A 20,942-nucleotide genomic window follows, 5' to 3' on the forward strand; every position below is an offset into this window, starting at 1 on the left:
TCCTTCGACGACAGACGACAGACGACAGACGGACGGTGAGCGGCTGTTCGGCTCTGGGTCGAGGTCTTTCCCGCCCCCCGGCGACAGCATCCGGCCCCCGCGGGGAGGCCGACGGCCGGGCCGGACTCCACGCGTCCCCACACCCCGGGACGGGAACCCGACAGGCCCGGCACGCGATCAAGATACAGGTGCCGGGCGACGGCCTCGGCCATGACCTGCTCACGCACGCCGGTAGCGGGCCGTCACACGGGCGGCATCAGATCGCTCTCGCTGACGGTGTACGTCAGCGGTGGGTAGGTGAAGTCCGTTTCCCGGTTCTCACGGCGTCGGAGCCGGTAGAACTCGCGGCTCTGCTCGTCGTCGGCCGACACCAGGCGCGCGCCCTGCGGGAGGTGTGCCTGTCCGTCGCGAAAGCGAACCAGGGTCTTCGACGTCCGAAAGGTCACGCCCAGCCACTGGTTGTCCGCCGCCCGGTCGGGCCCGTCCAGGACGATCCTGTGCCGCAGTCGCCGATTGGTGTCGACGGAGAACGCGACGACACCGTGGTGGGTGAGGGGGATCTCGAACTTCTCGCCGTCGGACTCCTTCGGTTCGAAGATCAGCTTCCTCGGCGGGCCCGCTTCGGGATTCCGGTAGCAGGAGAAGACGGCGATGAACGAGTCGTCGGCCAGGTCGAGGGCCTGGTCGGAATGGGCGCCCATGGTGGTGTAGGCGTTCGTGTAGGTCTCGATGAGGGCGTTGTTGAAGCCGACCGAGAGCCCCGCGTGTTCCTGGATCCGCTGTGCGAGCCGTTCGTGGACCGCCCGGAAACGCTGGGCCGGGCTGCCGTACCGCGTGGTGGTACGGACGAGGGGCACCCCGTCCGACTCGTCGGCCCTGGTGAGTACGGCGCCTCGCCGGCCCTTTCCCACGTCCTCCCAGTGGACCGACGCGGACAGCTCCGCGAAGATGTCCGCTTCGGCCGGCAGGGCGTACGAACGGACTTCGTCCGAGATCCTAGGCGCGGGGGGCAACGTAGTCTCCGGCGTTCATGCTGAAGAGGAATTCGTCGCCGTAGTCGACGAAGGACGAGGACCTGTTCTCCTCGGCGTACCGCCGGCGCAGCTCGTCCATCCCGCCCTGCGTGGGCGGCTCCAGCTCCACCAGCCCTCCGGCGCTCTTGAGGAACGTCCGGCCGTCCTTGTGCACGGCTTCGGTGTTCGAACAGCGCACCACGTACCCCAGCCGGGTCGGCAGCAACTCGGCGTCCAGCGCCGAGGGCCGGATCTCGTGGGTGTAGAGGCGGTTGGTGGACAGCGGCATGAAGAACACGGAGCCGGGGTGGAGGGTCACGGTGAACTGCGCGGGGAGTACGCCGCCGTCGTGTCCCTCGATCTCCTCGGCCGAATCCTTGAGACGGAACCGGAGCCTGGTCAGCCCGCTGACGCCCTTCACGCCGTGGTCGAAGGCGTCTCCGGCCAGGGGCTGCAGCCTGTCGAGCCCGTCGTAGAAGGTGCAGAAGGCCATGATGCCGTTGACGGGCATGTCCTTGGTCTTGTCGGCGTGGGCCGAGATCCTGGCCTTGGACTGCTTGCGCTCGGTCGTGGCACGGGTGTTGTGGTAGGTCTGGGCGAGGACGTGGTTCAGCGGCGCGTGGTTCCGGAAGACCGCGGCGGCCTCGCGGTTCAGGTCCTCGACGATGCTCGTGTCGGTCGGGCCGAAGTTCTCGGTCGGCCCCGAGAGGTTCGTGGAGCACCGCAGCAGGCGGAAGTGCAGTTCGTCACCGTCCTGTGTGACGGGCGTCAGGTAGATTCCGCTGCGGTGGGCCGTCCCGGGCTTGGTGGACTCCGTCAGGGACTGGAACTCGTGCTCCGCGCGGATCCGTCCGAAGAAATCGCCGTCGAGCCCGAAGAAGCGGTGGTAGTACACGCCGACACCGTGCACCCGGACCGGAACCCGGCCGAGGTCGACCACGGTCCAGGGATCGCCGGCGTCCTCGCGGTAGCCGTGCGAGAGCTCCCGGACGACGAACACCCGGGCAGCCGCCGGCAGTCGGCGACGGTCGATCCCGGAGATGTCGCCGCACAGGTAGACGGTCTTCTGCGCGAGGTCGGGCGAAGGCGAACCGGAGGCAAGCTCCTCGGGCGTGATGACGGACCCGAAGAAGTCCCGGACCACGTCGGCGTCCTGAAGCGCCGAGGGCGCGACCAGGATGGTGCTCGCATCCTCGATGCGGGCTTCTGTCAGCTCCGGCGTGTCCGTCGAACGGTGCGTACCTGCCATTCGGCGATGCTCTCACGGGGCTCGAACAGCGGACAACGGGGTTTTGTCGGCGACGGTTTCAGTAGTTCTGGTTCTCGCTCTCCGTCGTCAGCCACTGGATGTGCTCGTGGAACTGCCGTCCCGCGGTCCGGAACAGGTTGTACTCGCCCCGCTGCCCCTCCGGGCAACTGGCGCCGGAGGCGTCACGGCGTCACGGCCGGTCGTACCGGCATCGCCCACGACCAGCCCCCTGCCCCGACCGAAAGCGAGAAACGGACATCATGTTGGTCCCGCCCTCTGAGATCCGCTCTCATGCGCCGGGTCGGGGAAGCCGTTCGCTGATCGGGCGCGGCGAGGTTTCACGTCGCGCTCGCCTTCACCGCACGTCCAGGCCGGCAGTCCGGATGCGCGGGTACTGTGGCCTGCGTGCGCAGGGAGCAGGGAGGGAGCCGAGTCATGGGGGACGGGCTTCGGTGGCTGGTCGAGGGTGAGGAGTGGTATTTCGGCGTCGTGTTCGCCCGTGGTGTCACGCCGGGGGAGCTCGCGGTGCGGATGGGCGGCGTGGCCGGGTCCGTGCCGTCGCCGGTGACGGGGGCGCAGGCGTGGGGCGTCGTCATGGACGACGGAACGGATGACGAGTCCGTGGTGCGGGTCGGGGCCTACCAGGGGTGGTCGTTCGCCCTGGAGTACGGCATACCCGGCGGGGTGGAGCGGCTGGCCGAGGTCTCGCGGGGCGGGGTGGAGGCCGTCCGGCTGGACCCTCAGCCGGACCATCCGCCGCGGCAGTTCGCCTACGCCAGGGACGGGGTGGCCGTCTGTTCCTTCGGCCTCGGCGAGGAGGTGTGGCGGTGGGGCTCGCAGCCGGACTTCCTGCTGGAGGAGCTGGTCCGGGCCGGCGTGCTCCGCCCGGACGGCGAGTCCGCCCGCCCGGAGGGGGAGGACGGCGAGGACGCCGAACGGGCCACCCTGGCGGTGATCGAGGCCCGGTTCGGCCTCGGCCTGCCCCGCGATGTCGAGGAGGCGGCCCTTCCGGCGTTCGTGATCAGGTGATCGGGTGCTCCGGTGATTCGTTCCGCCCACATGCACACGGGTGGCTGTCACAGGAGCAGCGCCTCAAGTTCCGGGAGCCGGCCGTACAGGTCGGGGAGGCCGCGCACGCCGTTGCGCGCGGACTCGTGCGACAGGGCGAGGTCGGGGCCGGTGCTCGCCTCGACTCCGGCGAGGCACCGGAGGATGTTCCACCTCGTGTGCCCCAGCCAGCCGCCGACCATGTACACGAACCAGCTCGGACCTGACGGCGGCAGCGCTCCGCCGCCCGCGACGTAGCCGTCGAGGACCGAACGGAAGACGGCGGGCCTGATGTCGTCGAAGCCAGGCCCTTTCGCGAGGCTCAGCGCGGTCGAGCCGAGCTCGCCGGACAGGTCGAGCATCCCGGAGAGCTCCCAGTCGAGCACCACCGGCCGGCCCTCGCGAGCGAGCAGGTTCCACGGTTGGACGTCCCGGTGGGTCAGCACCACGGGGCCCGGCCGTTCGCAGGTGTCGACCAAGCGGGCGATCGCGAGGAACGTCTCGACGTGGGAGGCGAGTTCGTCGGCCCACGGCTGTCCGGTCGCCACCGCCCGCGCGGCGAGCTCGGGCCAGTCCCGTGGCGTTTCCGGTTCCTCGACCGGCGCACCGGTCCACGCGACGTCGAGCGCGTGGAGGCGCGCCAGGATCTCACCGATCTCGAACGCGTACGCCGCCGACACCGGTGCCTCCGGCACCTTCTCGCCCTCGACCCACCGGTGAACGAGCGTGTCGTGGCTCGCCGAGATCGGCTCCGGCATCGGGATGCCGGCGGCGAAGGCCGCCCGCTCGAACCTGAACACGTCCTCGGCCCGATACGGCCGGCGGCGGTCGGCGAGGTTCAACTCCTTCACCGCGAACGACCCTTGGTCGGTGTCGAGCCGGTACATCCGGTTGGCGAACCCGCCGTGGACGCGAACCATCGGCCCGAGCGGCGCGCCGAGATGCGAGAGGTCCATCCACGCATGCTAGGGCCCGCACTTCCTCGCCGCACCGGAGTTTCCCGCGGCGCTGCCTGCTCACCGGGTCGGCCCGGGTCGCGCCCCCGGGTCGGCCGCAACGGAGCCGGGCGCCCCGGGCCTGACGGATTGTCGAGATGGTGTGCAGGCCCGTTCCCGAGGGCTTGTGCGGGCTCGACGGCCCTGCCCATACTTCCCGTCAGCGCCTGTCAGGGGCAGATCATCCGCGTGGCTCCCGTGAGCTGCGGCGGGTGCCCGCGCACGCCCTGACCGCGCCTCACCGGCCCCCACCCTCAGGGGCCTCTCACTCCCAGGAGGAGATCAGTGAGGACCACGCGCACCACCCCCCACACCGGCACCGCGCGGACCACTCGTCTGCTCGCCGCCGCCGTCGGCCTGCTGTCCGCGACCGCGGTCGCCGTGCCGAGCGCCGTCGCCGCTCCCGCCTCGTCCGCCGCTCCCGCCGCCCCCACGCGGCTGGCGGCGGTCAGCGACGCGGTGCAGCGCAGTGACGTCAACGGCATCGCCTGGTACACCGACCAGGCGTCCGGCCGGGTCGTCGTCACGGCGGACAGCTCCGTCTCCCCGGACGGGATCGCCAGGATCAGGCAGGCCGCCGGCGCCGACGCGGCGACCCTGCGGATCCAGCGCTCCCCCGGGACCTTCCGCCCGCTGCTCTCGGCGGGCAACGCCATCTACGGTGGCCAGTACCGCTGTTCGCTCGGCTTCAACGTGGTGAGCGGCAGCACGTACTACTTCCTCACCGCAGGGCACTGCGGGAACGTCGCGAGCACCTGGTACACCAACTCGGGCCACACCACGCTGATCGGCGCGACCGTCAACTCCAGCTTCCCGGGCAACGACTACGCGCTGGTCCGGTACGACAACAGTGCGCTGAGCCACCCTGGCGGGTACTCCTCCGCCCCGAACGCGTTCGTCGGCGAGTCGGTCAAGCGCACCGGCTCGACCAGCGGCACGCACGGCGGCACGGTCACCGCGCTCAACGCCACCGTGCGCTACTCCGACGGCGGCACCGTACGCGGCATGATCCAGACCAACGTCTGCGCCGAGCCCGGGGATTCGGGCGGCCCGCTGTACGACGGGACCAAGGCCCTCGGCATCACCTCCGGCGGCAGCGGCGACTGCAGCACCGGCGGCACGACCTTCTTCCAACCGGTGAACGAGGCGCTCGCCGCCTACGGGGTCAACATCTACTGACCGACCCCGGCCGTCGTTCCCCGACCCCGATCCCGACCCCGGCCGCCCGGCCGCCCCTGCTGCGTGCGGCAGCGGGGGCGGCCGGGCGGCCCCTTTTCGTCGTCTTGACGAAAACCAGCACGGACCCATATCGTCGCCATGACGAAAAGGGGTTCCACCGATGGCCGACATCACCAGACGATTCGGGCTGCGCCACCTGCGCGCCGTCCCCACCGCCCACGTCCGCCACCTGCGGCGCGGCCGGGTCGCCCACGAGGGCACCGGACTGGCGTTCTGGTTCCGACCGCTGACCGCGGCGATCTCCGAAGTCCCCGTGGACGACCGGGAACTCGCCATGCTCTTCCACGCCCGCACCTCGGACTTCCAGGACGTCACCGTCCAGGCGACGCTCACCTACCGGATCACCGACCCGGCCACCGCCGCCACCCGCGTCGACTTCGGCATCGACCCGGACACCGGTGCCTGGCGCACCGCCCCGCTCGACCAGCTCGCCACCCTGCTCACCGAGACCGCCCAGCAGCACGCGCTCGGCCTGCTCGCCCGCACCCCGCTCGCCGCCGCCCTCGCCGACGGGGTGAGCGCGGTGCGCGAGCGGATGGCCGACGGCCTCGCCGGCGAGCCCCGGATCGCCGAGACCGGGCTCGCCGTGATCGCCGTCCGGGTGGTGGCGCTGCGGCCCGAGCCGGAGGTCGAGCGGGCGCTGCGCACCCCCGCCCGCGAGCTGGTGCAGCAGGAAGCCGACCGGGCGACCTTCGAGCGCCGCGCGGTGGCCGTCGAGCACGAGCGCGGCATCGCCGAGAACGAACTCGCCAACCGCATCGAACTCGCCCGCCGCGAGGAGCAGTTGCTCGCCCAGCAGGGTGCCAACCAGCGGCTCCAGGCCGAGGAGGAGGCCGTCGCCGACCGGGTCCGCACCGACGCCGAGGCCCAGCGCCGCACCCGGCTCGCCGCCGCCGAGGCCCAGGCCGCCCGCGACCTCGGCGACGCCCGGGCCGCGGCGGAGGCCGCCTGGCTGACCGCCCACCAGCAGGCCGACCCGGCGGTGCTGCGGGCGCTGGCGCTGATGCGGCTGGCCGAGCACCTGCCGCGGATCGACAGCGTGACGCTCACCCCGGACGTGCTCACCGGCCTGCTCGCCCGCCTCGGCGCCCCCGGCGCCCCCGGAGCTCCCGGCGCGCAGCGGTGACCCTCGCCCCGCGGGTGGTCCTGGTGCACCGGCGCACCGAGTACGAGGAACTGGTGGCCCGTCACGGCACCCCCGGGCAGGCGGCGTTCTTCCTCGCCTCCCGGGGCCGCTCGGCGGCGGAGGTCGAGCAGCGCCACCGCCGGCAGGCGGCGGCGCTCGCCGCGGCGGCGGCGGCCGTACCGCTGGACTGGCGGCGTACCCGGGTCGAGCGGGCGGACCTGCCGCGCTTCCTCTTCGAACCCGGGGACGTGGTCGCCGTGGTGGGCCAGGACGGCCTGGTGGCCAACGTCGCCAAGTACCTGGACGGCCAGCCGGTCATCGGCGTGGACGCCGACCCCGGCCGCAACCCCGGTGTGCTGGTGCGCCACCGGGTGGACGCCCTGCCGGCCCTGCTACGGGCGGCGGCGGACGGCCGGGGGCCGCTGGAGGAGCGGACCATGGTCGAGGCGGTCGCGGACGACGGCCAGCGGCTGCTCGCCCTGAACGAGGTGTACGTCGGCCAGCCCGGCCACCAGACGGCCCGCTACCGCCTGGGCACCGACGACCCTGTGCTTTCCGAAATCCCCGCCGAGGCCCAGGCCTCCTCGGGCGTCCTGATCGGCACCGGCACGGGCGCCACCGGCTGGTGCCGCTCGGCCTGGCTGGAACGCGGCAGCCCGCTCCCCCTGCCCGCCCCGCACGCACCGGCCCTGGCCTGGTTCGTCCGCGAGGCCTGGCCCTCCCCCACCACCGGCACCAGCCAGGTCCACGGCCTGCTGGACGCCGGACGGCGCCTGGTGCTCACCGTCGAGTCCGAGCACCTGGTCGCCTTCGGCGACGGGATCGAGGCGGACGCCCTGGACCTCACCTGGGGCCAGACCGTCCGCGTCGGCGTCTCCACCACCCGCCTGCGCCTCCTGGGCTGAGCCCGGGCCCCGACCGGACCGTCAGCGGGCCGACAGCTCCCGCGGCTCCGGGCTCCCGTCACCGTAGGCGTCGGCCATCGGGGAGGCTCCGCTGGTGACGAAGTCCCGGATCGCCAGCAGGTAGGCGGCGCGGTCCACGGTGCCGTCACCGTCGGTGTCCAGGGCGGCGAACGCGGCAGCGGCTCCGTCGGTCGTGTTCCCGGTCGCCGCGCGAAGGCGGGTGAACTCCTGGCGGGTCAGCCGGCCGTCGCCGTCGGAGTCGGCGAGGTCGAACAGGGAGCCGAGGGCGGGCCGGCAGGACTGCTCGAAGGCGTCGTGCCCGGCCCAGTCACGGTATTCCTCGAAGGTGACGCCGCCGTCCCCGTCGCCGTCCATCTGCCGGAACACCTCCCGGTGGGCCGCCCTGGCCGCCTCGACCAGGGGGTCCTGCGGCTCGCGCCCGCACGCCGAGGCCGCCCGCTCCACCCGCGCAAGGTACTCGGCCCGGGTGATCACCCCGTCCCCGTCCGCGTCCAACATCGCGAAGATGCGCCGCTTCGCCTGGTCCGACATTCCGTCACCATCCCTTTCTCCCATCCGACTTGCTCCGCCGGACGCTATCGCCTCCACCGGCCGGACCGGAGCAGACACGACGGCCGCCACCCGGGCGTGGCCGGAATCGGACCGAGACCGGCATCGCGGTGTCCCCAGGGGAGCGGGTCAGGGGGCGCGGGTCGGGGGCCTCGAGTGCGCCGTCATCGGCGTGCCCGACGCGAAGTGGGGCGAGATCACCGTCGACGGCACCGTGGAGATCGAGGGCGAGCCGAAGCCGGCCGCGGTCCTGCAGAGCGTCTCGCGCTTCTACGCCTGAGTCACGACACCGCCGGGTACCGAAAAGGTCCCCGTCTCCAGGAGGAGACGGGGCCCTTTCGGGCTACCCGGTCACGGTGTGGTCAGCTGCTCCTCAAGGGCAGCCAGCGTCCGGTAGCAGTTCAGCACCTGGGCGATGGACGCGTTCGGCTCGCGGCCCTCGCGGACGGCGGCGACGAACTCGCGGTCCTGCAGCTCGATGCCGTCCATCGAGACGTCGACCGCGCTCACGTCGATCGGCTCGTCCTTCCCGGTCACCAGGTCGTCGTAGCGCGCGAGGTAGGTGCCGGTGTCGCCGATGTAGCGGAAGAAGGTGCCGAGCGGCCCGTCGTTGTTGAACGACAGCGACAGGGTGCAGATGGCACCGTTCTCCGCGCGCAGCTGGACGGACATGTCCATCGCGATCCCGAGCTCGGGGTGGATCGGTCCCTGGATCGCGTTGGCCTGCACGATCGGCGACCCGGTCTGGTACGCGAACAGGTCGACGGTGTGCGCGGCGTGGTGCCACAGCAGGTGGTCGGTCCAGGAGCGCGGCCGGCCGAGTGCGTTGAGGTTCTCGCGGCGGAGGAAGTAGGTCTGCACGTCCATCTGCTGGATCCGGTAGTCCCCGGCCTGGATCCGCTGCCGGACCCACTGGTGGCTGGGGTTGAAGCGCCGTGTGTGCCCCACCATGGCGACCAGGCCGGTGCGCTGCTGCGCAGCGTGGCACGCCTCGGCGTCCTCCAGCGATGCGGCCAACGGGATCTCGACCTGGACGTGTTTGCCGGCCTCCAGGCAGGCGAGCGTCTGCGCGGCGTGCACCGGGGTGGGCGTGGCGAGGATGACGGCGTCGACGTCGTCGGCCGCCAGCGCCTCCTCAAGGCTCGCGACGGCGCGGCCCGTGCCCTGCTCCTCGGCGAAGCGCCGGGCGCGTTCGAGCGTGCTGCTCACGACGGCGGTCACCTCGACGCCCTCGATCCGCCGCAGCGCGGCCGCGTGCTTGGCGCCGAAGGCGCCGCCACCGACCAGGGCGATCCGGACGGTCTTCTCGTCGGTCATGTCACTCCTTCATGCCGGGCGTCTCGCCCTGCGGGTGGTTCTCGATGATCAGGTGGCCGACGGCGGTGTTGGACGCCGGCACGTGGTAGAAGCGGTGCTTGACCTCGGTCCTGCCGGATCCGTCGATGTCGCTCATCGCCCCCCGGGCGATCAGCCACATGACCAGCTCGATGCCCTCCGAGCCGGCCTCCTCGACGTACTCCAGGTGCGGCACCCGGGACAGGCCCTCCGGGTCCGCGACCAGCCGGTCCAGGAATGCGTTGTCCCACTCCCGGTTGATCAGGCCGGCGCGCGGGCCCTGCAACTGGTGGCTCATCCCGCCGGTGCCCCACACCTGCACCTTCAGGGGCCGGTCGTAGGACTCGATCGCCCTGCGCAGCGCCCGGCCGAGCGCGAAGCACCGCGCGCCCGAAGGCACCGGGTACTGCACCACGTTGACGTGGAACGGGATCACCTTGCACGGCCACCGCTCGACGTCGCCGAACATCAGCGACAGCGGGACGGTCAGGCCGTGGTCGACGGTCATCTCGTTGGCGAGGGTGAGGTCGAAGTCGTCCTGGATCAGCGCGTGCGCGATGTGCGCGGCCAGCTCCGGATCGCCCTCGATGCCGGGGACCGGCCGGGGCCCGTAGCCCTCGTCCGCGATGGGGTAGGCCGCACCGGTGCCGAGCACGAAGGTCGGGATCAGCGACAGGTCGAAGGCGGAGGCGTGGTCGTTGTAGACCAGGACGATCACGTCGGGGACGTTCTCCCGCTGCCACCGCCTGGAGAACTCGTAGCCCTCGAAGACCGGCCGCCAGTAGGGCTCGTCGGTCTTGTGGTGGTCGATGGCCGCGCCGATCGCGGGCACGTGCGAGGTGAACACCGCGCCGGTGATGCTGGCCCCTGCCTTCGGCGGACGTCGGTCGGCGTGCGCCGCTTCGAGGACGGCGTGGTCGATCCGGTTGCCGGCGACGGGGCGTCCGCCGCCGGCCATCATGTCGCGGTAGTCCTGCTCGGTCATGCCGGTCATCGACCCGGCCATCTGCTGGAAGGACAGTCCGAGCGTCGCTCCCCACTTGGCCAGGAAGTAGATGTTGCCGCCCTCGCGGATCGCGGCGTTGAGGTCGCGGTCGAGCAGCGCCTGCTTCTGTTCCTCCCGCAGCGGCCACGCGTCCAGGTAGGCGCGCTCGTCGGCGAGGTAGCTCTGCCGGTTCTCCGCCGTCATCAACGACATGCAGAACTGGTTGAGGTGGTAGCCCTTGGCGGACTGCTCGGCGTCGAAGACGGTCGTCCCCGGGACCAGTTTGTAGCTCTTGTCGAGCGGCACGGGGGGTGCCTCCTCTCGTAGGGCGGTCGGGGCGGTCGGGGCGGCTCAGTCGGCGTCCGGCCAGTACAGGCGCATGGGGTTGTCGACCAGGAGCGCCTGCCGGAGCGCGGGCGTCGGCGCGATGTGCGGGATGAAGTCGACGAGCAGGCCGTCGTCGGGCATGTGGTCGGTGAGGTTCGGGTGCGGCCAGTCGGTGCCCCACAGCACCCGGTCGGGGAACTCCTCGACCACCCGCCGGGCGAACGGGACGACGTCCCGGTAGGCCCGCCGCTCGCCGTCCAGGGCCGCGGGGCCGCTCAGTGACAGCCGCTCCGGGCAGCTCACCTTGCACCAGATGTCGTCCCTGGCCCGCATGAAGTCGAGGAACGCCTCGAACTCCGGGCCCTCCGGGTCCTTGCCGACGTCGGGCCTGCCCAGGTGGTCGACGACCAGCGGCACCGGGACCGACAGGAGGAACTCGCGCAGGCCGGCGAGGTCGCCGGCCTCGAAGTAGACGACGACGTGCCAGCCGAACGGCCTGATCCGCTCGACGACGTCCCACAGGTCCTGCTGCGGGGCCGCGTCGACGAGCCGCTTGACGAAGTTGAACCGCACACCGCGGACACCCGCTTCGTGCAGGTCCCGCAGCTCCGCTGCGGAGGTGCCGGGGCGTACGGTCGCCACGCCGCGGGCCAGGCCCCCCGAAGCCCGCAGGGCGTCGACCATGGCACTGTTGTCGGCTCCGTGGCAGGTCGCCTGGACCACCACGTTCCGGGCGAAGCCCAGGTGGTCGCGCAGGGCGAAGAGCTGGTCCTTGGAGGCGTCACAGGGGGTGTACTTGCGCTCGGGCGCGTACGGGAACTCCGCCCCGGGGCCGAAGACGTGGCAGTGCGCGTCGACGGCGCCCTCGGGCAGCCGGAACTGCGGGCGGCTCGGGCCCGCGTACCAGTCCAGCCAGCCGGGGGTCTTCTCGAACTCGGTGGTCGGGTCGGTGTCCATGTCTCAGTCCTCGTACCGCAGTCCGAGCTCGGCCAGCGGGCCGCGCATGCCGTAGATGTCCAGACCGAGCTCGCCCGCGCGGAACCGCGCGCGCTTGCCCTCCTCGCCCGCCTCCCGCCGGGCCGCGGCCTCGGCGACCTCGGCGGCCCGTTCACGCGGTACCACGACGACGCCGTCGACGTCGGCCACGACCACGTCGCCCGGGCGCACCAGGGCGTTGCCGCAGACCACCGGAACGTTGACCGAGCCGAGCGTGGCCTTGACCGTGCCCTTGGCGTTGACCGCCCGGGAGAAGACCGGGAAGTCCATCCCCTCCAGGTCGGCCACGTCGCGCACGCCGCCGTCGATGACCAGTCCGTGGCAGCCGCGGGCCCGGAAGGAGGTGGCCAGCAGCTCGCCGAAGAAGCCGTCCTCGCTCTCGGTCGTGCAGGCCGCGACGACCACGTCGCCCGGGCGGATCTGCTCCGCGGCGACGTGGAGCATCCAGTTGTCTCCGGGTTGCAGCAGCACCGTCACGGCCGTACCGCACAGGCGCGCCTTCGGGTAGACCGGGCGCAGGTAGGGGCGCATCAGGCCGGTCCGGCCCATGGCCTCGTGGACGGTCGCCACGCCGAACGCCGACAGGGCGGCGACGGCGTCGGGGTCGGCGCGGGTGACCGCCGTGTGGACGACGCCGATCTCGGTGTGTTCCATGCCTTCTTCTCCTCGGGTCAGCGGCCGGTCAGCGGCCGGCGGCGGCGAGTCGTGCGGCGAGTCGGGGGTAGGCGCGAAGGGCGTTGCCGGCGTACACGTCGGCCCGCTCCCGGTCGGAGAGGTTCGCGGTCGCGTCCACGTACCGCTTCGTGTCGTCGAAGTGGTGGCCGGTGCGGGGGTCGACGTCGCGCACCGCGCCGATCATCTCGCTGGCGAACAGGAGGGACCTGCTGGGGATCACCCGGGTCAGCAGGTCGATGCCCGCCTGGTGGTACACGCAGGTGTCGAAGAGGACGTTGTCCAGCAGCGCCTCGGGATCGGGCCTTCCCAGTGCCATCGCCAGGCCGCGGAAGCGGCCCCAGTGGTAGGGCACCGCCCCGCCGCCGTGCGGGATCACGAACCGCAGCGTCGGGAAGTCGGCGAACAGGTCGCCCTGGACCAGCTGCATGAACGCCGTCGTGTCGGCGTTGAGGTAGTGGGCGCCGGTGGTGTGGAACGCCGGGTTGCAGGACGTGCTGACGTGGATCATGGCGGGGATGTCGTACTCGACCATCGCCTCGTAGAGCGGGTACCAGCTGCGGTCGGTCAGCGGCGGCGCGGTCCACCGGCCGCCGGACGGATCGGGGTTGAGGTTGACCGCCACCGCGCCCAGCTCCTCCACCGCACGGCGCAGTTCGGGCAGGCAGGTCGCGGGGTCGACGCCCGGCGACTGCGGCAGCATCGCGCCCACCGCGAAGCGGTCGGGGTAGAGCGCGCCGACCCGGTGGACCAGGTCGTTGCAGATCCGCGCCCACACCGAGGAGACCTCGAAGTCGCCGATGTGGTGCGCCATGAAGCTGGCGCGCGGCGAGAAGACCGTCAGGTCGCTGCCGCGCTCGTCCATGAGCCTCAGCTGGTTGCCCTCGATCGCCTGGCGCAGGTCGTCGTCGGTGATGACCAGCCGGTCGGGGTCGGGCGCGTTGTCGGGGTCGCCGACGCTCGCGACCTGCCGGTCCCGCCACTGCGCCAACTGCGCGGGTGCGGTGGTGAAGTGACCGTGGCAGTCGATGATCATGCGTTCTCTCCTGGTGACCGTCTGGTGGTGACCGTCCGGGGCCTGTCCGCGGCCTGTCCGGGGCCTGTCCGGGGCTTGTCCGGGGCCTGTCCGGCAAAGGTCCGCCGACCGGCCCTGAGGTCAGTGCCGGGCGCTGGTGGGCCAGCCGGTGTACTGCTCGGCGAGATAGGTGCGTCCGGCGCGGGTGCCCACCACGTTGTCCAGCTCGCCGAGTTGACGCCGAAGGTCGTACGCCGTGCCGCCGGGCGCGGTGTGCAGCAGCTGGGTCATCCAGGAGGAGAAGTTCTGCGCCCGCCACACCCGCCGCAGGGCGCGCGGCTGGTAGTCGTCCAGGGCGGTGTCCCCTTCGGGGCCGAGGGCCCGTCGCAGGACGTCGGCGAGGACCTTCACGTCGTGGAGCGCGAGGTTGAGGCCGCGTGCCCCGGTCGGCGGGACGGTGTGCGCGGCGTCTCCCGCGAGCGCCAGCGAGCCCCAGCGCATCGGCTCCTGCACGAAGGAGCGGAACCGCAGCACCGTCTTCTCCAGGACGGCGCCCTCCTTCAGGCGGAAGCCGTCCCGACCGGCCACCCTGGCCTGCAGGGTCTCCCAGATGCGGTCGTCCGGCCAGGCGCCGACGGACTCGTCCGGACCGCACTGGAAGTACATCCGCTGCACGGTCTCGGTGCGCCGGCTGATCAGGGCGAACCCGTGCTCGGAGTGGGCGTAGATCAGCTCGGGGGCGCTCATCGGGGCCTCGGCCAGGATGCCGAACCAGGCGAAGGGGTACTCCTTGCCGTAGCGCACGCGCCGGTGCTCGGGCACCAGGTCGCGGCACATGCTGCGTGACCCGTCGGCGCCGACGACGTACCGGGCCCGGATCTCGTGGCGGGTCCCGTCGGCCGCCGTGCAACGGACCCTCGGCGCCTCGGTGGTGACATCGAGGACCTCGGTGTCACCGACGCCGAAGAGGACCGTTCCGCCGTCCCGGTCGCGTGCGTCGGCCAGGTCGACGAACACCTCGGTCTGCGGGTACAACCAGACCGACGCGCCGACGAGCTCCTTGAAGTCGATCCGGTGCGCCCCGCCGGCGAACCGCAGCTCCACGCCCTCGTGCTCGTCCCCCTCGCGCAGGATCCGGCCGGAAACCCCGGTGTCGACCAGGTCCCGGGCCACGTCGGCTTCCAGGATGCCGGCGCGCTGCGTCGTCTCGATCTCGTGCCGGGTACGGGTGTCGACCACAACCGTCTCGATCCCGGCGCGTCCGAGCAGGTGAGCGAGCATCAGGCCGGCGGGGCCGGCCCCCACGACCGCGACGGGTACCGAAGTGACGGTGTCGATGGCATCGGCCATGGCGTCTCCTGAACGACTGCGGTCTCGGACACCCCGAACGCTGGCATCCGGGGCCGCGAGCAGTCAGCAGGGTTTCCGCCAGGCGGAAGCGCTCTCGGCGTCAGGCCGTCGTACGGGTCCGCCGTCCGAGCTCCTCGGAGATGCCGGACGCGGCCCGCAGCAGCGGTTCGCGCAGCCCGCGGGCGCGGCCCGCGCCGCGCGCCGCGATGACGATCCCCAACGCGGCACTCACCGGCCCGGTCCGGCCGATCCGCACCGGCGCGGCCACCGCGACCGTGGTCTCGGAGAGCTGCCGGTCACTGACGACGACCTGCTCGCGGCGGATGCGGTCCAGCTGCGCCCGCAGCGCCTTCGGATCGGTCAGGGTGTGTGCGGTCCAGGCCTGCAACGGTGCTTCGAGAACGGCCTCCTGGATGTCCCGCGGTGCGTGCGCCAGCAGCACGCGGCCCATCCCGGTGGCGCTGACGGGGAAACGCGCACCGACCATCGTCACCAGCTCGACCGATCGGTGCCCGGCGATCCGTTCCACGAAGACGAGCTCGGTGCCCTCGCGCACGGCGAGCTGGACGTTCTCGTGCGTGGCCTCGTAGAGGTCCTGCATGAAGGGCAGCGCCACGTCGCGCAGGATCTGGGTGCGGGGGCACCCCGACGCGATCTCCCACAGCCACAGCCCGACGTGCCAGGAGCCGTCCTCCGCCCGTTCGAGCGCGCCCCAGTCGGCCAGCTCCCGCACCACGCGGTGCGTGGTGCTCAGGGCCAGACCGGTGCGCCGAGCGATCTCCGACAGGGTCTGTGACCGGTGCTCACGATCGAAGGTCGACAGGACCTGGAGAACCTTTCCGGCCGCGGTACCAGGAGTTGCGCTCATCCGCTCAGTCTCGCAGACCGGTCGGGTGCCCCTGTCGGACTGCCCACTCGTGGGCCGTAGCATCGGCCGGACACAAGGAGGCGACGTGCACCGAGAGATTTCCGGACTGTCCTCGATGGCGACCCGGGCGGTCCTGGCCGAACTTTCCGAACACATCCGACGGGTCCACGGGATCCCGGTCCGCTTCGAGTCGGCCGGCGGGGTCGACATCGCACGGCGGGTCCGCGCCGGCGCCGAGGCCGACGTCCTCGTGCTCGCCGACGACGCCATGGCCGCCCTCGCCACCGAGGGCCACCTCCTCGACCGCACGCTGCGACCGTTGTGGATCTCCCAGGTCGTCGCCGCCGTACCCGAGGGAGCACCGGCCCCGGCGCTCGCCTCGGAGGCCGACCTGCGGGAGGTCCTGCTGACCGCGAAGCGGGTCGCCCACTCCACCGGCCCGAGCGGGAAGGCCGTCGTCGACCTGATCGACCGGCTCGGCCTCGCCGAAGCGGTGCGAGGCCGGCTCGTCCAGGCACCGCCCGGGACGCCGGTCGGCAGCATGCTCGCCTCCGGCGACGCCGACCTCGCGTTCCAACAGCACAGCGAACTGATGGACCTGCCGGGCGTCACCGTCCTCGGGCCGTTGCCGGGCAGCACCGCGATCAGTTCGACCTTCACCGGCGCCGTGCCGGCGACGTCCTCCGCACCGGACCGCGCCACCGCGGTCCTCGACCTCCTCGGCTCCGACACCGCCACGAAGGCCGCCCACGCCAAGGGCATGCGGGCCGCCGGCGACCACAACTGACGGATCTGCAGGTCAGGACAGGATGCTGCCGGGCCTGGGCCGGGCGGGCCGAGGACGGCGGTACGACGAATTCCGTCCGGCCGTATCCATCCGGGCGGTTGGCTCGTTGGGCGACCGGGTGATCGCAGGAGGCTGCTGACGGCAACGCTGGTGCCCGCGAACTGCCCGGCCGGGGCCGTGCCTCGGCCGCGGCGGAGTTGCACTGCAGGTAGCAGCGGGAGGAGTCATCGTGTTGCAGATGCCCGTCGGAGACGTGGAGATCGAACCCGGAAGCATTCTCGAATGGCGGATGGCCGCCACGACGTCGGGCGGCTCCGGCGAGCCCGGGCAGCAGCGGGAAAGCACGACGTACAACCAGGTGAAACATTTCGCCGCGGCGCAGAGCGCCCGCATCGCGAACGACACGATCTCCACCTACGTGGCCGGCACCTTCGAGATCCCCGGCGCGGTGGACCGGTCGGCGCTGGAGTCGGCGCTCCTGCACTTCGTGCGGCGGCACGAGGTGCTGCGCTGCACCTTCCAGCAGCTCGCCGGCGACCTGTCCTGCGACGTCCTCGAACCGGACGACGTCAAACTGGAGGCCGTCGACCGGGGGCGCGTCGACTCCCGCACCGAACTCCGCGAATTCCTGGGCGAGTTCTTCCAGAGCGTCGACACCCTGTCCTGGCCGCTCATCCTGATGGGCGCAGTGCTCAGGGAGGAGTCCACCACGGTGTTCTTCGCCTGCGACCACATCGTCACCGACGGACTGTCGACCCCCATCGCCATCAACGACATCGCCACCGCCTACGCGGCGTTCGCGCGGGATCGTCGACCGGAGCTTCCCGAGACGGGGAGCTACCTGGCCTACAGCCGCGAACAGCGCCGCCGCAACGAGTCGATGGACGTCGAGGACGGCAGGCTGGACCACTGGAAGGCGTTCGTCGCGCGCAGCGGCACCTTCTTCCCGCGGTTCCCCCTGGACCTCGGCGTCGAGCCGGGCCGCATGTACCCGACGGTCAACGAGACGGGGATGCTGCTCGCGAGCGGTGAGGTGGAAGCGCTCGAAGCCCGTTGCCGGGCCGTGGAGGGACGACTGTTCATGGGCCTGCTGGCCGCCGTGGGGGTGTCCCTCAGGAAGGAGGGCGGGCCGGAGGTCTACCGGGGGTTCATGCCGGTCAGCGAGCGCGATCGCGGCCCTTACGCCCACACCATGGGCTGGTTCGTCAACACGATGCCCATCGAGTTCTCGGTCGCGGAGGTCGCGGAGGGAACGGAGGTCGCGGAGGGAACGGAGGGCACGGAGACCCAGGGGGGCAGGGCCTTCACGAAGGTCCTCGACAACGTGCGGTTCGCCGCCACCGAGATGCGACGGAACACCACCGATGTGCCCTTCGTGAAGGCCTGGCATCTGCTGGCCCCCGCGGAGCACGCCGACCTCCGCCACTGGCCGTACGCCGTGAACTTCTTCTCCTACCTCGACTTCAGGAAGTCGCCGGGCTCGCAGCACCACGCCGCGCGGAAGGCCACGACACACGTCTGGGCCTCGCGCAGCAACGGCATCTCCTTCTGGTTCCACCGCAACGACGCCGGACTGTACGTGAACTCCATCTCCGTGGACACGCCCCAGGCGCGTCACACCAGGTCCGCACTCCGGCGCACGCTGACGCGGACGCTGGAGAGCATGGCGCGATCCGGAACGTTCTGACCGGCCCGCCGAACGGAGGCCTGCGGGCCGTGCGTCGCATCCGGGACGGGCACGGCGTGCAGGGCGTCCAGGAGGGCAGCCTGACGCTCCGTCAGTTTTCCTGCGGTGCGGGCGGCGGCCTGTTTGCGCAGCCAGGCGCCGGGGCGGAAGGCCGGGTCCTCGCCGAGGCCGGTGCGGTTGACGGGGCCGGTGAGGGTGCCGCCGGCCTCCAGGTAGGCGAGCAGGCGGCGGTAGGAGCGGTTCCAGTCCGGTTCCAGGCGCCACAGTTCGTCGAGCGCGTCCAGCTTGGCGGTCTGCTCGGCGGTGAGGTGTTCGGCCCGGCGCTGGCGGCGCATCCAGGCGCCCACCGCGTAGTCGTCCAGCTTCGCCGTGGCGGGGATCGCCAGGTGGCCGTGGGTGCGGTGGAAGGCGGTGGCGTAGGCGTGGCCGCGTTCCCAGGCGTTGGCGTTCTTCGACCAGATCATGCCGAGCGCGTCCAGTTCGCCGACCCGGGCGGGGTCGAGCAGGCCCTGGCCGTGCAGGTGGCGCTGGCGGGCGAGCCAGGAGATCAGGCCCGGGTGCGTCGCCTTGTCGGTGGGGTCGAGGTGGCCGTGCTCGATGTGGAAGACCGCGGCGACGGCGTGCATGCGCTGCCACTCGCTCGCCCGCGGGTTGAAGGCGCGCAGTTTGACGGTCTGCAGGATCTGCGCGGTGTGCCGGCGGGCGTCGATCCGCAGCCAGTCGGCCGGTGACTCCTGCGGGGGCGCGGGCTGCTGTTCGGCGTCGGCGGCCGGTGCCGGGGCGGTGGGCTGGGGCTGGGCGCGGTGGGTGCGCAGTTCGGTGATCCGGCCGACCACCCGGGCGTCGTGCGCGGCCAGCGCCCGCAGGACCCGCCAGATGGTGCGGAAGGAGGAGGCCTCGATCTCGGCGTCCGCCTCCGCCTTGACCGCCTCCCCGGCGTCGCGGACCTCGGCCGGGTCGGCGGCCGCCGTCTCGTCGCCGGCGCCGTCGTCACCGACCGCGGGGGCGGGCAGGTGGACCGGGATGATGATCCAGCTGACCTTGCCCTGCCGGTAGGACTGGCGCAGCGCCCGCCCCACCGCCTGCACGATGTCGATGACGCTCGACTTGGGGTCGGCGAAGCAGACCGCGTCCACGGCCGCGATGTCGATGCCCTCGGACAGCAGCCGGGAGTTGGCGAGGATGCCGCACTCCTCGCCCTCCTCGCCGGGGCGTTCGCCGGTGTGGGCCCTGAACTCGGCGAAGGCGGCCCGGCGTTCGCGCAGCCGATCGGTGCCGGCCACCGCCTTCGCCCAGATCCGCTCCGGGCGGTCCTGCTCGTCCAGCAGGTCGGCCGCCGCCGGCAGGGTGGCGGCGAACTCGCGGGCGGCGGCGACCCGGGAGTGGAAGGTGATGACCCGGCGCAGCCGGAGGTCGGCGACCGCGCGCAGCACGGCGATCTGCAGGGCCAGGCGCAGCAGTTCCTCGTTGCTGCGCTGGGTGCGCAGGTCGGCGACGGCGGGGAGGTTGAGCAGGTCGCGCAGGTCCTCGTCCGTCACCACCGGGACCAGGACGCGGTAGTCGGCGAGGTAGCCGTGCTCGATGCCCTGGCCGAGAGTCCAGGTGGAGACGGTGGGGCCGAAGATCCGCTCGTCGTCCATCGAGCACAGCTCGGGCAGGGCGCCCCCGGTGAGGTCGGCCAGGTCGGCCAGGCCGTCCTGCGCCCGCCGGTCGTCCGCGATCCGCGGGGTCGCCGTGAAGTAGAGCCGCCGTACGGCCGGGACCTGGTCGTCGGCGTGCACGGCGGCCCACGCCTTGCCCTGCGCCCCGGCCGTACGGTGCGCCTCGTCGACCACGACCAGGTCCCACGCCGGGAGGCCGTACAGCAGGTGGGCCTGGACGATCCGCTCCAGCGAGGCGTACGTCGCGTACACGGTGACCGGCTCGCCGGGCCCGGCCGCCCGCACCAGGTCGGCGATCCGTACGGCCTGCGTGGACACCTCGGCCCGTACCCGGCCGCCCGCCTCGGCGCTCTCCAGTGCCTCCTCGCGCGAACACGCCGCCACCGCCAGCCCCTTGCGCCCGCCCTTCAGCGCCCATGCCTCGGCCGTCTGCTCCAGCAGCTCGATCGTCGGCACCAGCACCAGCACCCGCCCCCGGGCGGCCAGCCGCCGGGCGCAGCCCGCCGCGATCAGCGTCTTGCCGGAGCCGGTCGCCGCCACCACCGTCGCCCGCCCGCCGTCCTTCACCGCGCGCACCGCGGCTGCCACCGCGTCCTTCTGGAACCCGTGCAGCGGCAGCGGGTTGAGGATGCGGCCCGGCTGCGCCAGGACCGGCGGCCCCGCGTCGGGGCGGGTCGGCGCCGGCCCGTCCTGCGCGGCGGTGGTGCTCGTGCTCTCCACGGCGGTGGCTCTCCTTCAACAGGTCCCTCCGGCACCCGCATCGAACCACATCGACGGAGGCTGCCCGCCCGCGCATGGACCACCCCGGACCGGGCACACGCGTGTCCGAACATCCGCACCGCACGAACAACGAAAGGGACGATCCCCATGCTTGCTCTCGTCCTCGTTCTCCTGCTCGTCCTGGTCCTGGGCGGGGCCGGCTTCGCCCTCCACGTGCTGTGGTGGGTCGCGCTGGCCGCCCTGGTGCTCTGGCTTCTCGGCTTCGCGTTCTCGGGCGGCCGTGGCGGTGGCCGACGGTGGTACCGCTGGTGACGCTCGCAGCGGGCCCGGGCCGGTCGCGCGCCCGGGCCCGTGGGCGCACCCATGACTCAATGCAGCACGGACTCAGTGCAGCA

At 72.2% G+C, this 20,942-nt stretch carries 19 protein-coding genes and 1 pseudogene; 8 read left to right on the plus strand and 12 right to left on the minus strand.

All coding sequences use genetic code 11. From position 1 onward, the window contains the following. Nucleotides 1-242: 242 nt before the first annotated feature. On the minus strand, nucleotides 243-1,013 hold the full coding sequence (locus tag BX285_RS32410) for an alpha-ketoglutarate-dependent dioxygenase AlkB (RefSeq protein ID WP_097240695.1): 771 nt from the start codon (nucleotides 1,011-1,013) through the stop codon (nucleotides 243-245). Then, entirely contained in the window at nucleotides 997-2,262 is a 1,266-nt protein-coding gene (locus tag BX285_RS32415; RefSeq protein ID WP_097240694.1) for a hypothetical protein, read from the minus strand. Before BX285_RS32415 ends, BX285_RS32410 begins: the two co-directional genes overlap by 17 nt. A 435-nt stretch (nucleotides 2,263-2,697) precedes the next feature. Here BX285_RS32415 and BX285_RS32420 point away from each other — a divergent pair, with 435 nt between their 5' ends. After that, nucleotides 2,698-3,291 (plus strand): DUF6461 domain-containing protein, encoded by a 594-nt coding sequence (locus tag BX285_RS32420; protein WP_097240693.1) that lies wholly within the window; start codon nucleotides 2,698-2,700, stop codon nucleotides 3,289-3,291. 47 nt (nucleotides 3,292-3,338) lie between these two features. Here BX285_RS32420 and BX285_RS32425 read toward each other — a convergent pair whose 3' ends face one another. Beyond that, nucleotides 3,339-4,265 carry a phosphotransferase family protein gene (locus tag BX285_RS32425; protein ID WP_097240692.1) on the minus strand — a complete coding sequence of 309 codons (927 nt, stop codon included), beginning with the start codon at nucleotides 4,263-4,265 and terminating at the stop codon, nucleotides 3,339-3,341. 324 nt (nucleotides 4,266-4,589) lie between these two features. Between BX285_RS32425 and BX285_RS32430 the strand changes: the two genes are divergently transcribed. From BX285_RS32430 to BX285_RS32440, 3 genes are all read left to right on the plus strand, one after another. Further along, nucleotides 4,590-5,483, plus strand: a complete 894-nt coding sequence (locus BX285_RS32430) for a S1 family peptidase (protein ID WP_097240691.1) — start codon at nucleotides 4,590-4,592, stop codon at nucleotides 5,481-5,483. A 160-nt stretch (nucleotides 5,484-5,643) separates the two neighbouring features. Then, nucleotides 5,644-6,669: an SPFH domain-containing protein gene (locus tag BX285_RS32435; RefSeq protein ID WP_097240690.1), complete on the plus strand. Its 1,026-nt coding sequence runs from the start codon at nucleotides 5,644-5,646 to the stop codon at nucleotides 6,667-6,669. Beyond that, nucleotides 6,666-7,574, plus strand: a complete 909-nt coding sequence (locus tag BX285_RS32440) for an NAD(+)/NADH kinase (protein ID WP_097240689.1) — start codon at nucleotides 6,666-6,668, stop codon at nucleotides 7,572-7,574. The genes BX285_RS32435 and BX285_RS32440 overlap by 4 nt, the downstream gene beginning before the upstream one ends. 21 nt (nucleotides 7,575-7,595) lie before the next feature. Here the strand turns inward: BX285_RS32440 and BX285_RS32445 are convergent, their stop codons facing one another. Next, complete coding sequence (locus BX285_RS32445; RefSeq protein WP_107474921.1) at nucleotides 7,596-8,126, minus strand: EF-hand domain-containing protein; 531 nt, start codon at nucleotides 8,124-8,126, stop codon at nucleotides 7,596-7,598. A gap of 211 nt (nucleotides 8,127-8,337) precedes the next feature. On the opposite strand from BX285_RS32445, the pseudogene BX285_RS32450 reads away from it, so the two are divergent. Next, nucleotides 8,338-8,424, plus strand: a pseudogene (locus BX285_RS32450) (MaoC family dehydratase); the annotation flags it as partial. A 71-nt stretch (nucleotides 8,425-8,495) separates the two neighbouring features. On the opposite strand, the gene BX285_RS32455 reads toward BX285_RS32450, so the two are convergent. The 7 genes from BX285_RS32455 to BX285_RS32485 all read right to left on the minus strand — a co-directional run bounded on the left by BX285_RS32455 (nucleotide 8,496) and on the right by BX285_RS32485 (nucleotide 15,692). After that, nucleotides 8,496-9,461, minus strand: a complete 966-nt coding sequence (locus tag BX285_RS32455) for a Gfo/Idh/MocA family oxidoreductase (RefSeq protein ID WP_097240688.1) — start codon at nucleotides 9,459-9,461, stop codon at nucleotides 8,496-8,498. A 1-nt stretch (nucleotide 9,462) separates the two neighbouring features. Then, nucleotides 9,463-10,770, minus strand: a complete 1,308-nt coding sequence (ligA, locus tag BX285_RS32460) for a protocatechuate 4,5-dioxygenase subunit alpha (RefSeq protein WP_097240687.1) — start codon at nucleotides 10,768-10,770, stop codon at nucleotides 9,463-9,465. A gap of 45 nt (nucleotides 10,771-10,815) precedes the next feature. After that, nucleotides 10,816-11,748, minus strand: coding sequence for an amidohydrolase family protein (locus BX285_RS32465; protein WP_097240686.1), 933 nt, complete (start codon nucleotides 11,746-11,748; stop codon nucleotides 10,816-10,818). Between the two features lie 3 nt (nucleotides 11,749-11,751). Beyond that, nucleotides 11,752-12,441, minus strand: coding sequence for a 4-carboxy-4-hydroxy-2-oxoadipate aldolase/oxaloacetate decarboxylase (gene ligK, locus BX285_RS32470; RefSeq protein ID WP_121179230.1), 690 nt, complete (start codon nucleotides 12,439-12,441; stop codon nucleotides 11,752-11,754). Nucleotides 12,442-12,469: 28 nt separating this feature from the next. Then, on the minus strand, nucleotides 12,470-13,495 hold the full coding sequence (locus tag BX285_RS32475; protein ID WP_121179231.1) for an amidohydrolase family protein: 1,026 nt from the start codon (nucleotides 13,493-13,495) through the stop codon (nucleotides 12,470-12,472). A gap of 120 nt (nucleotides 13,496-13,615) precedes the next feature. Further along, nucleotides 13,616-14,824: a 4-hydroxybenzoate 3-monooxygenase gene (locus BX285_RS32480; RefSeq protein ID WP_097240683.1), complete on the minus strand. Its 1,209-nt coding sequence runs from the start codon at nucleotides 14,822-14,824 to the stop codon at nucleotides 13,616-13,618. Between the two features lie 100 nt (nucleotides 14,825-14,924). Beyond that, the gene (locus tag BX285_RS32485; protein WP_121179232.1) at nucleotides 14,925-15,692 is read right to left on the minus strand and encodes an IclR family transcriptional regulator; all 768 of its coding nucleotides are present in this window, start codon (nucleotides 15,690-15,692) and stop codon (nucleotides 14,925-14,927) included. 85 nt (nucleotides 15,693-15,777) lie between these two features. Between BX285_RS32485 and BX285_RS32490 the strand changes: the two genes are divergently transcribed. After that, nucleotides 15,778-16,479, plus strand: a complete 702-nt coding sequence (locus BX285_RS32490; RefSeq protein ID WP_259470935.1) for a substrate-binding domain-containing protein — start codon at nucleotides 15,778-15,780, stop codon at nucleotides 16,477-16,479. Between the two features lie 238 nt (nucleotides 16,480-16,717). Continuing rightward, nucleotides 16,718-18,166, plus strand: a complete 1,449-nt coding sequence (locus BX285_RS32495; RefSeq protein ID WP_220784007.1) for a condensation domain-containing protein — start codon at nucleotides 16,718-16,720, stop codon at nucleotides 18,164-18,166. Here the strand turns inward: BX285_RS32495 and BX285_RS32500 are convergent. Continuing rightward, nucleotides 18,094-20,547, minus strand: coding sequence for a DEAD/DEAH box helicase (locus BX285_RS32500; RefSeq protein WP_121179235.1), 2,454 nt, complete (start codon nucleotides 20,545-20,547; stop codon nucleotides 18,094-18,096). The genes BX285_RS32495 and BX285_RS32500 overlap by 73 nt on opposite strands. A 147-nt stretch (nucleotides 20,548-20,694) precedes the next feature. Here BX285_RS32500 and BX285_RS32505 point away from each other — a divergent pair, with 147 nt between their 5' ends. After that, complete coding sequence (locus BX285_RS32505) at nucleotides 20,695-20,859, plus strand: hydrophobic protein (protein WP_121179236.1); 165 nt, start codon at nucleotides 20,695-20,697, stop codon at nucleotides 20,857-20,859. Nucleotides 20,860-20,942: the final 83 nt, after the last annotated feature.

The organism is Streptomyces sp. 1114.5 (genome assembly GCF_003635085.1).
Taxonomy (GTDB): Bacteria; Actinomycetota; Actinomycetes; order Streptomycetales; family Streptomycetaceae; genus Kitasatospora.